10 protein-coding genes are annotated in these 12,256 nt (G+C 73.0%); 6 read left to right on the plus strand and 4 right to left on the minus strand.

What is annotated here, in order from left to right; all coding sequences use genetic code 11:
* Positions 1 to 78: 78 nt before the first annotated feature.
* The 3 genes from DN051_RS22280 to afsR form a co-directional block, all read right to left on the minus strand.
* On the minus strand, positions 79 to 531 hold the full coding sequence (locus tag DN051_RS22280) for a phospholipase (protein WP_053760907.1): 453 nt from the start codon (positions 529 to 531) through the stop codon (positions 79 to 81).
* A gap of 255 nt (positions 532 to 786) precedes the next feature.
* Positions 787 to 987: a hypothetical protein gene (locus tag DN051_RS22285; protein ID WP_053760908.1), complete on the minus strand. Its 201-nt coding sequence runs from the start codon at positions 985 to 987 to the stop codon at positions 787 to 789.
* Positions 988 to 1,210: 223 nt separating this feature from the next.
* Positions 1,211 to 4,180: an SARP-family global regulator AfsR gene (afsR, locus tag DN051_RS22290; RefSeq protein WP_112439363.1), complete on the minus strand. Its 2,970-nt coding sequence runs from the start codon at positions 4,178 to 4,180 to the stop codon at positions 1,211 to 1,213.
* A 252-nt stretch (positions 4,181 to 4,432) separates the two neighbouring features.
* Here afsR and DN051_RS22295 point away from each other — a divergent pair, with 252 nt between their 5' ends.
* The 6 genes from DN051_RS22295 to DN051_RS22320 all read left to right on the plus strand — a co-directional run bounded on the left by DN051_RS22295 (position 4,433) and on the right by DN051_RS22320 (position 11,814).
* The gene (locus DN051_RS22295; RefSeq protein ID WP_199314640.1) at positions 4,433 to 5,659 is read left to right on the plus strand and encodes an amidohydrolase family protein; all 1,227 of its coding nucleotides are present in this window, start codon (positions 4,433 to 4,435) and stop codon (positions 5,657 to 5,659) included.
* A complete protein-coding gene (locus DN051_RS22300; protein WP_246040649.1) occupies positions 5,656 to 6,579 on the plus strand; it encodes an LLM class F420-dependent oxidoreductase in 924 nt (307 codons plus the stop codon). Before DN051_RS22295 ends, DN051_RS22300 begins: the two co-directional genes overlap by 4 nt.
* A 9-nt stretch (positions 6,580 to 6,588) precedes the next feature.
* Positions 6,589 to 7,359 (plus strand): SDR family NAD(P)-dependent oxidoreductase, encoded by a 771-nt coding sequence (locus tag DN051_RS22305; protein WP_112439364.1) that lies wholly within the window; start codon positions 6,589 to 6,591, stop codon positions 7,357 to 7,359.
* 142 nt (positions 7,360 to 7,501) lie between these two features.
* Positions 7,502 to 8,593 carry an LLM class flavin-dependent oxidoreductase gene (locus DN051_RS22310; protein ID WP_053760913.1) on the plus strand — a complete coding sequence of 364 codons (1,092 nt, stop codon included), beginning with the start codon at positions 7,502 to 7,504 and terminating at the stop codon, positions 8,591 to 8,593.
* Positions 8,594 to 8,623: 30 nt separating this feature from the next.
* Positions 8,624 to 10,354, plus strand: coding sequence for an N-acyl-D-amino-acid deacylase family protein (locus DN051_RS22315; protein ID WP_053760914.1), 1,731 nt, complete (start codon positions 8,624 to 8,626; stop codon positions 10,352 to 10,354).
* On the plus strand, positions 10,351 to 11,814 hold the full coding sequence (locus DN051_RS22320) for an aldehyde dehydrogenase family protein (protein WP_246040650.1): 1,464 nt from the start codon (positions 10,351 to 10,353) through the stop codon (positions 11,812 to 11,814). The genes DN051_RS22315 and DN051_RS22320 overlap by 4 nt, the downstream gene beginning before the upstream one ends.
* Before the next feature lie 46 nt (positions 11,815 to 11,860).
* Here DN051_RS22320 and DN051_RS22325 read toward each other — a convergent pair whose 3' ends face one another.
* Positions 11,861 to 12,256 (minus strand): nitroreductase family deazaflavin-dependent oxidoreductase, encoded by a 396-nt coding sequence (locus DN051_RS22325; RefSeq protein ID WP_053760915.1) that lies wholly within the window; start codon positions 12,254 to 12,256, stop codon positions 11,861 to 11,863.

The following is a 12,256-nucleotide window of genomic DNA, read 5'->3' on the forward strand; positions in this document are numbered from 1 at the left end:
GGGGGCGGGGGTGCGGGGCGCCGTGCGGCGACGCCCCGCCATGTCCGTCCGGCCGGAGGCACTCCGGCCGGCGCCGGGTCAGCCGAAGGCCCGCACGGCCTGGTAGTACGTCCACGCGGTGCTGTTGCAGGCCGCCTTGGTGGCGCCGCCGTATCCGTTGCAGACGCGCTTGAGGTCCTCGTAGAAGGCGCTGTCGAGGCGGGCCTTGTTGGCGTCGAAGGCGCCGGCCGCCTTGTAGTTGCGGTAGCCGAAGTCGTGACGGGCGCAGGACGTGGCGAAGGGGAAGCCGAAGGGGTTGTCGGGCGAGGTGGAGCAGTAGTCGGTCGACCAGTCGAAGCCGTAGGCGGCCCAGGCGGACTGGTTGGCACGGGCCGCCACCCAGGCGTTGTAGCTGGACGCGCTGGTCTGCGTCCAGCTCGACAGGACCTGGGGCTTGTCGGCGGGAGCGGCGCCGGCGGCCGTCGCGGTGGCGACGACGGTGCCGAGAGCCAGGGTCGAGGCGGCAAGAGCGGTTGCGAGTCTGCGGTGCATCCCACACCTCCATGAGGCTGCCGCCCGTCCGTCGGACAGCAGGTTCATGCCAAGAGAATCGCCATCGGACCCGTGGTTTCACACCTCGTCAGGCCGAATAGACTTTGAATTGTGGGATGTGACAGGAGTTCGGTACGTGAACTTCAGGTGTTCCTGGGACTTGTGCCGCAGCGTCAGAAATGCCGCGGCCGCGGCGGCTCCCCCTCCGCGCCGCCGCGGCCGATCCCCGTGCGATCCCCCGCCGTTGCCGCGGTCCTAGTTGGCCGGCTCGCTCGACGCGTGGGCGTCGGTCGGCTTGACCTCGGTGCCCGAAGCGTGGGCGTCCGCGGGCTTGAGCGGCCCGCTCGACGCGTGCGCGTCCTGCGTAGTCAGCTCCTCGCCGGAGGCGTGTGCGTCGTTCGGCTTGACGGCGTCCTTGCCGTCGGTGGTGCCGGCGTTCTGGGCGTTCTCGGCCATGTGAGTCAACTTCCCTGTGCGTGCAGCCAAATGGTCGTCCGGCCCGCTCGGCGGCTCCCCCGTGAGCCCCCGAGCGGACCGAGCAGGCCGTTCACCCTAGCGGGGCGGCCGTGCCGGTCCGTCTGCCCCCCGATGCGACGGACCGGCAGGAAGAGAGACTGCCACCAGTCGATAAACGATCGATGAACGGCCCGCTCACGGTGACCGGGCCCGTCGACCGTGATCAGGCCACGGCCGACGGCGACAGCAGCAGGCGCACCGACTCGGCCTCCGGCGAGCCGAGTTCCTCGAAGATCGCCAGCGCCTCGCTCCAGCAGACCCGGGCCCGGTCGGTCTGGCCGATGGCGGCCAGCCCGCGGCCCAGCACGGTCAGCACGTTGCCGCGCCGCCACTCGCCGCCGATCCCGTGCAGGACGGACAGGGCCTGTTCGGCCTGGGTCGCCGCCAGGGCCGGGCGCCGGTCCGCCAACTGCACCTCGGCGAGCCGGTACAGGGTCATCCCCTGCCAGAACCGCTGGCGGCTGTCGCGGAAGACCTCCAGCGCCTCGGTCAGCACGTCACGGGCCCGCGCGGTCTGTCCGGCGCCGGTCAGGGCGAGGCCGAGCGCGTACTTGCCGTTGGCCAGCCGCAGCGCCAGTCCGGACCGGTCCTCCTCGTAGAGGGCGATGCCCTGGCCCGCCAGTTCCACGGCGGTGGCCGTCCGCCCGGTGGCCAGGTGCACCCGCGAGAGATTGCACAGCGCCGCGGCCTCGCCGGGCTTGTTGCCGTCCGCCCGGAACGCCGCCAGGGCCTCCGACAGATGGGCCTCCGCGTCCTCGTGCCTGGCCTCGTACAGGGCGATGATCCCGCGCTGGTTGGGCGCCTGGCCGCTGGAGACCGGATCGCCCGCCGGCAGCCCGACCGCGAGGGCCCGCCGCGCCTCCGCGTCGGCCTCCGCGAACCGCCCGCAGATGCTGTGCACATGGGTCAGCATGGTCCGGGCCCGGGCCTCGGCCCAGGGGTCCCCGGCCTCCGCGGCGGCCTCGCTCACCGCGGCGGCGACCTTGGTGAACTGAAGGGAGCCGGCACCGGACTCGCCCAGGTCCACCGCCGCCATGAGCAGGTCCGCCGCCTTGCGGTGCAGACCGGCCGACGTGGCCTGCCGGGCGCACGCCAGCAGGCAGTTCGCCTCGCCGAACAGCCACTCCAGTGCCTGGTCGCGGTCCTGGAAGGACAGGCCCGGGTGCCGGGTCTTCGCGATGTGCTCCAGGACCCGCTCGCCGGGCCGCTCGATCGCGTAGACGCGGGACGCGGTGGCCAGATGGAAGTCCAGCAGGCGGGCGAACGCCGCGTCGCGTTCGCTCGGCGGCTGCTCGTCCCGCTCGGCGCACGCGCGCGCGTAGAGCCGGACGAGGTCGTGGTACCGGTAGCGGCCGGGCGCCGCCGACTCCAGCAGGGACATGTCGACCAGGGACTCCAGCAGGTCCTCGGCGTCCTCCGGCGGCAGATCCAGCACCGCGGCCGCGGCCGGCAGCGAGACGTCCGGCCCGTCCGCGATTCCCAGCAGCCGGAACGCCCGTGCCTGGGCCGGTTCCAGCTGGCCGTACCCCAGCTCGAAGGTCGCCTTGACGGCGAGGTCGCCGGCCTGGAGCTCGTCCAGCCGGCGGCGTTCGTCGGCGAGCTTCGCGGCCAGCACGGACACCGTCCAGGTGCGGCGGGCGGCCAGCCGGGACGCGGCGATCCGGATCGCCAGCGGCAGGAAGCCGCACGCCGCCACCACGTCCAGCGCCGCCTTGCGCTCGGCGGTGACCCGCTCCGCGCCGACGATCTTCGTGAACAGCGACAGCGCCTCGTCGGGCGACATCACGTCGAGGTCGACCAGATGCGCCCCGGCCAGGTCCACCATCCGGGCGCGGGAGGTGACCAGCGCCGCGCAGCCGGAGGTGCCGGGCAGCAGCGGGCGCACCTGGGCGGCGTCGCGGGCGTTGTCCAGCAGCACCAGCACCCGGCGGCCGTCCAGTACGGACCGGTACAGCGCCGCCCGCTCGTCCAGGGTGTCCGGGATCGCCGAGTCGGCCGTCCCGAGCGCCCGCAGGAACGAGCCGAGCACCGACTCCGGCTCCGACGCCCGGCCGCCGGCTCCTTGCAGGTCGACGTACAGCTGTCCGTCCGGGAAGGCGGCCCGCGCCTGGTGCGCGACATGCACCGCGAGCGTCGTCTTGCCCACGCCGCCGATCCCGGCCACCGCCGAGACGGCCATCACCCGGCCCTCGGCCGACGCCAGCACCTCGCTCAGCTCGGCGACGAAGGAGCTGCGGCCGGTGAAGTCCTGGACCGTCGCCGGAAGCTGGGCCGGGCGCACCCGCGCGGTCGGCGCTTCGGCGGCCGGGGCCGCCGGTGCCGCGAGGTCCGGGTCCGCGCGCAGGATCCGCTGCTGCAACTCGCCGAGGCCCCGCCGCGGATCCACTCCCAGCTCGTCCGCCAGCAGCCGCCGGGTGTCCGCGTAGACCGCCAGCGCCTCCGCCTGCCGGCCGCTGCGGTACAGCGCCAGCATCAGCAGCTCGCGCAGCCTCTCGCGCAGCGGGTGGGCGGCCGTCAGCGCGGTCAGCTCCGAGACCGCCTCGGCGTGGCAGCCCTGTTCGAGGTCCATGTCCAGGCGGGACTCCAGCAACTGGAGCCGCCATTCCTCCAGCCGTACGCGCTGGGCCTGCGCGTACGGCCCGGGTACGCCGGCCAGCGCCTCGCCGTCCCACAGGGCCAGGGCCCGCCCGAGCAGGTCCCGCGCCCGGCACAGGTCCCCCGTGTGCCCGGCCCGGTCGGCCTCCGCAGCCAGCTCCCGCGCGACGGCCAGGTCCAGCGCGCCGTCGGGGAGGGAGCGGATGGCGTACCCGCCGGACTCGCTCACCAGGACCCCGGGGTCCAGCACCTTGCGCAGCCGGGAGGCGTAGGTCCGCAGGGCGGCCAGCGCCTGCGACGGGGGCTCGTCGCCCCACAGGGCGTCGATCAGCTCCGGCGCGGTGGCCGTACGGCCCTCGCGCAGCAGCAGCGCGGCCAGCAGCGCGCGTTGCTGGGGGGAACCCGTGGCGAGCGGTTCCGCGCCGCGCGAGGCGCGCACGGGACCGAGGACGCAGAAGCGCAGCGCACCCGGATCGCCGAAGGCATCCGGGAAGTCCGGCTGCCGTTGCGCCGGCACCCGCGGTGGTACCCCTTCCATCGCCGTCCCCTTAGACATCCTGAACAACCCTGTCAGTTTGCCTTGCTCGTGGTGTTTGCGTCAGTGGCGCGAGACCACACTCACAGTCGGCGGTGCGGTGCCTCACAAAGCCTTCACATTCTCATCGCCCACTTCCGTACTGATCAGAGCGCGAAGGGCCGTCCGAGATACACCGGGGGTGCCGCGAGGGGCCCGGGGCCGATCCCGCCGCCGTAGCTGACGGGTCGTCAGATGAGCGCTACCGTGGCCGGCATGGACACCCAGCCGACCTTTCCCCGGATCATCTCCGTCGACGACCACACCGTCGAACCGCCGAACGTCTGGCAGGACCGGCTCCCGAAGAGGTATCTGGACACGGGTCCGCGCACCGTGCGCGCCCCGCTGAAGGAGATGACCTTCCTCGGCGGCCGGTTCAAGCCCGTGATGGGCGCCCCCGGCGACGACGGCCCGATCGGCGACTGGTGGGTCTACGAGGACCTGCACCGGCCGCTGACCCGACTGGACACCGCCGTCGGGTACGCCCGGGACGAGATCAAACTGGAGATCATCACCTACGAGCAGATGCGCCCCGGGTCCTACGACGTCCCCGCGCGCCTGGCCGACATGGACGTCAACCACGTCCAGTCCGCGCTCTGCTTCCCGACCTTCCCGCGCTTCTGCGGCCAGACCTTCACCGAGGCCGCCGACCGCGAGCTGGCCCTGCTCTGCGTGCGCGCCTACAACGACTGGATGGTGGAGGAGTGGTGCGGGCCCGAGGCGCGGGGCCGGCTGATCCCGCTCACCCTCATCCCGCTGTGGGATCCCGTGCTCGCCGCCGAGGAGGTCCGGCGCAACGCGCGACGCGGTGTGCGCGCGGTCGCCTTCTCCGAGATACCCCCGCACCTCGGACTGCCCTCCGTCCACACCGACGCCTGGGACCCCTTCCTCGCCGCCTGCGACGAGACCGGCACGGTGGTCGCGATGCACATCGGCTCCAGCAGCCGGATGCCCTCCACCTCCGCCGACGCCCCGCCCGCCGTCGGGTCCACGATCACCTTCGCCAACTGCTGCTTCTCGATGGTGGACTGGCTGATGAGCGGGAAGCTGGAACGCTTCCCGAACCTGCGGATCATGTACGCCGAGGGGCAGATCGGCTGGATCCCCTACATCCTGGAGCGCGCCGACGTCGTCTGGGAGGAGAACCGCGCCTGGGGCGGGGTCGCCGACAAGGTGCGCCGTCCGCCGTCGGAGCTGTTCGCCGAGCACGTCCACGGCTGCTTCTTCGACGACGCCTTCGGGCTGCGCAACCTCGACGCGATCGGCGTCGGCAACGTCCTGTACGAGACCGACTACCCCCACTCCGACTCCACCTGGCCGAAGTCGCGCCAGGTCGGTGAGGAGCAGATGGCGCACCTGGACGCGCCGACGGTCGAGCGGATCGTGCGCGGCAACGCCATCGAGCTGCTCGGGCTCACCCCGGACGGACTGTGGTCGCCGTGAGCCGGCTCCGCTACGGCATCCAGCTGCCGGTGCAGTCCCAGAGCACGCTCTACGCGGAGGCCTGGGAGGCGGACGCCGGACCCGAGGACCTCGTCGCCGTCGCCCGCGCCGCCGACCGGGCCGGCTTCGACTACGTCGCCTGCTGCGACCACGTCGCCGTACCGCGCCGGCTCGCGACCGCGATGAGCACGGTGTGGTACGACCCCGTGGCCACCCTCGCCCACCTCGCCGCGGTCACCGAACGCGTCCGCCTGCTCTCCCATGTCGCCGTCGTCGGTCTGCGGCACCCGCTGGTCACGGCCAAGCAGTACGCCACCCTCGACCACCTCTCCGGCGGCCGGCTCGTCCTCGGGGTCGGGGCCGGGCACGTGGCCGAGGAGTTCGAGGCGCTCGGCGTGGACTTCCGGCGCCGCGGCCCGGTGCTCGACGAGGTGATCGACGCCCTGCGGGCCGCGCTCGGGCCGGAGGAGTTCCCCGTGCACCACGGGAAGCTGTACGACTTCGAAGGGCTCGGGCAGTTGCCCCGGCCCGCACAGCGGCACGTGCCCGTCTGGGTCGGCGGCTCCTCGCCCGCCGCGGTGCGCCGGGCCGCGCTCAAGGGCGACGGCTGGCTGCCGCAGGGCGACCCGCGGGAGCGGATGCCCGGGCAGATCGCGCGGCTCACCCGGCTGCGCGCGGAGGCGGGGATCGACGCGCCCCTGACCGTGGGCGCCCTCACCGAGCCGCTGTACGTGGGCCGGCCGGACCGGCCCGTCGGCCGCCGCACCCTGACCGGATCGCCGGACGAGCTGGCCGAGTCGCTGCGGGAGTACCGGGCGATGGGCGTGCACCAGATCCAGGTGCGGTTCCGCAGCCGTGACCGCGGCGAACTCGTCGACCAGATCGCCGCCTTCGGCGCCGAAGTGGCTCCTCACCTCTAAGGAGAGCGCATGGGCAAGCTGGACGGACGCGTCGTGATCGTCACCGGCGCGGCACGCGGACAGGGGGAACGGGAGGCCCGGCTGTTCCGGGAGGAGGGCGCCGAGGTCGTCGTGACCGACGTCCTCGACGACCAGGGCGAGGCGCTGGCCAAGGAGATCGGTGCCCGCTACGTCCATCTCGACGTGGGCCTCGAGGACGACTGGCGGGCCGCGGTGGCCGCCGCCAAGGAGGCGTACGGCCGTGTAGACGGGCTCGTCAACAACGCCGGCGTACTGCGCTTCAACTCCCTCGTCGACACCCCCCTCGACGAGTTCATGCAGGTGGTGCGGGTCAACCAGGTCGGCTGCTTCCTGGGCATCAAGTCCGTGGCACCCGAGATGACCGGCGGCGGCACGATCGTCAACACCGCCTCGTACACCGGCATGACCGGAATGGCTGCGGTCGGCACCTACGCGGCGACCAAGCACGCCGTCCTCGGCCTCACCCGGGTCGCCGCGCTGGAGCTGGCCCACCGGGGCATCCGGGTCAACGCCATGTGCCCCGGCGCGATCGACACGGCGATGTCCAACCCGGCCCGTCTGGATCCGCAGGCCGACCCGGAGGCGACCTCGCTCGCGCTGGACCGGCTGTACCGCAAGCTCGTGCCGCTGGGGCGGATCGGGCGGCCGGAGGAGGTGGCGCGGCTGGCGCTGTTCCTGTCCTGCGAGGACTCCTCGTACATCACCGGCCAGCCGTTCGTGATCGACGGGGGATGGCTGGCGGGCGTCAGTGTCCTGTGACCCATCCATCTGACTGTTCGTCAGCTATTGACGGTGCACACCCTCGGTGCCACAGTCGGCGGCAGACGAATCTGACGGTCCATCAGAAAATGACTGGGGACGGTGAACCTCCTTGGAATTCGGGCTCTTTGTACAGGGGTACGTGGGCAAGCGCGCCGAGACCGACCCGCTCGCCGAGCACAAGGCGCTGATGGAGGAGACCGAGTACGTCATCCAGGCGGACAGGTCCGGGTTCAAGTACGCCTGGGCGTCCGAGCACCACTTCCTGGAGGAGTACTCGCACCTCTCCGCCAACGACGTCTTCCTCGGCTACCTCGCCCACGCCACCGAACGCATCCACCTGGGCTCCGGCATCTTCAACCCGCTCGCCCAGGTCAACCACCCGGTCAAGGTGGCCGAGAAGGTCGCCATGCTCGACCACCTCTCCGGCAACCGCTTCGAGTTCGGCAGCGGCCGCGGCGCCGGCTCGCACGAGATCCTCGGCTTCCTCCCCGGCATCACCGACATGAACCACACGAAGGAGATCTGGGAGGAGACGATCGCCGAGTTCCCGAAGATGTGGCTCCAGGACGAGTACGAGGGCTTCCAGGGCAAGCACTGGTCACTGCCGCCCCGGAAGGTGCTCCCGAAGCCGCACGGGCCCGCGCACCCGGCGATGTGGTACGCGGCCGGTTCGCCGCCGTCGTACGCGATGGCCGCGCGCAAGGGCCTCGGGGTGCTCGGCTTCAGCGTGCAGAAGGTCTCCGACATGGAGTGGGTGCTGGAGCAGTACAAGTCCGCGATCGTCGACGCCGAGCCGATCGGCGCCTTCGTCAACGACAACGTGATGGTCACCACCACCGCCGTCTGCGCCCCCACCCACGACGAGGCGATACGGATCGCGGTCGAGGGCGGGTTGCACTACCTGCCCTCCCTCGTCTTCCGCTACCACGACACCTTCCCGCGCCCCGAGGGCTTCCCCGTGTGGCCGGAGACCCTGCCCGAGTACACAGCCGAGTTCGTCGAACTCCTCATCGAGGAGGAGCTGCTGATCTGCGGCGACCCCGACGAGGTGCTCCGGCAGTGCAAGCGGTGGGAGCAGGCCGGCGCCGACCAGCTCAGCTTCGGGCTGCCGGTCGGGGTGCCGAAGGAGGAGACGCTGCAGACGATCCGGCTGATCGGCGAGCACGTGATCCCGAAGATCGACACGGATCCGGTCCACCGCACCTCGCGGTTCCGGGCCTCCGCCGCGTGAGCCGCCCGCCGGAGCCGGGGGAGGAGACCCATGCTTGATCACGTCATCAAGGGCGCGACCGTCGTGGACGGCACGGGCGCGCCCGCGTTCACCGCCGACGTCGGCGTGCGCGACGGGCGGATCGCCGCCGTCGGCCGGGTCACCGAGCGGGCCCGCACCAGCGAGGACGCCTCCGGCCTCGTCCTCGGGCCCGGCTTCGTCGACCCGCACACCCACTACGACGCCCAGCTGTTCTGGGACCCGTACGCCACCCCGTCCCTCAACCACGGGGTGACCACCGTCGCCGGCGGCAACTGCGGCTTCACCCTCGCCCCGCTCAACCCCGACCGCCCCGAGGACGCCGACTACACCCGCCGCATGATGTCCAAGGTCGAGGGCATGTCCCTGGTCGCCCTGGAGGAGGGGGCGCCCTGGAACTGGCACACCTTCGGCGAGTACCTGGACGCGCTGGAGGGGCGGATCGCGGTCAACGCGGGCTTCATGGCGGGGCACTGCGCCCTGCGCCGCCACGTGATGGGCCCGGACGCGGTCGGCGGGCAGCCGAGCGAGGAGCAGCTCGCGGCCATGGTCCGGCTGCTCCACGACGCGATGGACGCCGGCGCCTGGGGCCTGTCCACCACCCAGTCGTCCACCCACTCCGACGGGGACGGGCGGCCCGTCGCCTCCCGGCACGCCGCGCCCGACGAACTGCTGGCGCTGTCCCGGGCCGTCGGCGAGCACGAGGGCACCCAGATCGAGGCGATCGTGGCCGGCTGCCTCGACCAGTTCAGCGACGCCGAGATCGAGCTGTTCGTGGAGATGAGCGCGGTGGCCGGCCGGCCGCTGAACTGGAACGTGCTGACCGTCGACGCGGCCGTGCCCGAACGCGTCCCGCGCCAGCTCCTGGCGAGCGAGCGGGCCCGGAAGGCCGGCGGCCGGGTCGTGGCGCTCACCATGCCGATCCTCACGCCGATGAACATGTCCCTCGGCACCTTCTGCGCGCTGAACCTCATCCCGGGCTGGGGGCCGGTGCTGAGTCTGCCCGTGCCCGAGCGCGTCGCGCGGCTGAAGGACCCCGTCGTGCGGGCCGAGCTGCTGCGCCGGGCCGACAGCAGGGAGGCGGGCGTCTTCCGGCGGCTGGCGGACTTCGCGCGGTACGTCGTCGGGGACACCTACAGCGAGGCGAACCGCGGCCTGACCGGGCGCGTGGTCGGCGACATCGCCGCCGAACGCGGCCAGGACCCGTTCGCCTGCCTGGTCGACATCTGCGCCGAGGACGACCTGCGCACGGTCCTGTGGCCGATGCCGCCCGACAACGATCCGGCGTCCTGGGCGCTGCGCGCCGAGACCTGGCGGCACGAGGACGTGCTGCTCGGCGGCTCCGACGCGGGCGCCCACCTGGACCGGATGTGCGGCGCGCCGTACACCACCCGCTTCCTCGGGGACTGCCTGCGCGGCCGGAAGCTGGCGGGACTGGAGCAGGCGGTGAAGATGCTGACGGACGATCCCGCGCGGCTGTTCGGACTGCGGGACCGGGGCCGGATCCGGGAGGGCTGGCATGCCGACCTCGTCCTGTTCGACCCGGAACGCGTCGACGCCGGCCCCGCCACGCTGGTGCACGACCTGCCGGGAGACAGCCCGCGCCTGGACTCCCGCGCGATCGGTGTGCGGGCGGTCTGGGTCAACGGCGTCGAGGCGATCCGCGACGACGTGGTGAGCGGAGCGGTGCCCGGCCGGGTGCTGCGTTCGGGCCGGGACACGAGGACGGTGAGCACCCGGTGAGCACCCGGCTGTTCATCGGCGGGGAGTGGGTCGAACCGGCGGGCGGCCACTACGCCGTGGTCGACCCGGCGACCGAGGAGACCGTGGGATGGGCGCCGGAGGCCTCGACCGAGCAGGTGCACGCCGCCTGCGCCGAGGCCCGCGCCGCCTTCGACTCCTGGTCGCGCACCCCCGCCCAGGAGCGCGCGGCGGTCCTCGCCAGGGCCGCCGACCACATCCGCGCCCGGCTGGTGCCCCACGCCGAACTCGCGCAGGCGGAGACCGGGGCGACGACCCCCACCGCCCGCGCCATGCAGGTGGGGGTCGCCGCCGCCCGCTTCCGCCGGTACGCCGCGGTCGAACCCGCCGAGTGGGCGATCGCGCCGCAGATCGGCGAGGGCGGGCGGAAGGGCGCCGCGTCGGCGCTCGGCGGCGGGGGCGTGCTGGGCGCGCTGGCCGTACGCCAGCCCGTCGGCGTCGTCACCTGCATCACCTCGTACAACAACCCCTGGGCGAACCCGGCCGGCAAGGTCGCCCCCGCCCTGGCGATGGGCAACACGGTGGTGGTGAAACCGGCCCCGCAGGACCCCCTGTCCGTCTACCGCATGGCGGAGGCCCTGGACGCGGCGGGCGCGCCGCCCGGCGTGCTCAACGTGGTCTGCGGACGGTCGGTGGAGGTGGGGGAGGCCGCCGTGGCCTCCGCGGACGTCGACATGGTCAGCTTCACCGGTTCCACCGCCGTCGGACAGCGCATCGCCGAGGTCTGCGGGCGGGACATGAAACGCCAGCTGATGGAGCTGGGCGGCAAGGGGGCGGCACTCGTCCTCGACGACGCCGACCTCGGCTCCGCGGTGGCCGGCATCGGCACCACGTTCTCCTTCTACAGCGGGCAGATCTGCACGGCACCGACGCGGGTGCTGGCACAACGCGGGGTGTACGAGCGGCTGGTCGAGCAACTGGCGGCGTACGCCCGCCGGCTGAAGGTCGGCGACCCCCGCGCGGCGGACACCGTCGTCGGCCCGGTGATCTCCGCGGCGCACCGGGAGCGGGTGGAGTCGTACGTCGCCCTCGGCCGCAAGGAGGGCGCGGTGACCGTCGTCGGCAGCGAACGCCCCGACGTGGAACGGGGCTTCTACGTCGCGCCCACCGTCCTGGCCGACTGCACCAACGACATGCGTGTCGCCCGCGAGGAGATCTTCGGTCCCGTCGTGGTCGTCATCCCCTTCGACGAGGAGGACGAGGGCGTCGCCCTGGCCAACGACTCCGACTACGGCCTGATCGACTACGTCTGGTCGGCCGACGTCTCCCGCGCCTTCCGGGTGGCACGGCGGCTGCGGGCGGGCGGCGTCGGCGTCAACACCGTCGGCCGCAACATGGAGGCGCCGTTCGGCGGGTTCAAGCGGAGCGGAGTGGGCCGCGACGTCGGCTCGTACGCCCTGCACGCGTACAGCGAGGTGCAGTCGATCGTCTGGCCGGGGTGAGCGGGCCCGCCGGGAGACCGCGACGCGGGCCGGGGGCCCGGGGACCTCAGCCGTCCAGGTCCACCCGCACCGTCAGCAGGTCCGTGCCGATCGCGCGTACCGCCGCGCTGTTCAGCCGCGGCAGCCGGCGCAGCCGCGCCCCGGCGTCGTCCTCCGGCAGGACGTGGGCCGTGCCGGCGTGCCAGCGGCCCCCGATCCGTACGCGTACCCGGGGATCGGCCCGGATGTTGCGGATGTACTGGGAGCGTTCGCCGAACTCCGAGACCAGCCAGAAGGAGTCACCGACGCGCCGGCCGCCCACCGGGGTGCGGCGGGCGAGTCCGGAGACGCGGCCCGTGGTCTCCAGGACCGTGTGCGGCGGGAAGCGCCGCATGAGGGGGTTGGCGAGCCGGCGCTGGACGGCGGTGGCCGTCCGGAACTTCAGTTCGGCGAGACGGGACAT

Origin of the sequence: Streptomyces cadmiisoli (assembly GCF_003261055.1) — a bacterium.
GTDB classification, from domain to species: Bacteria; Actinomycetota; Actinomycetes; order Streptomycetales; family Streptomycetaceae; genus Streptomyces; species Streptomyces cadmiisoli.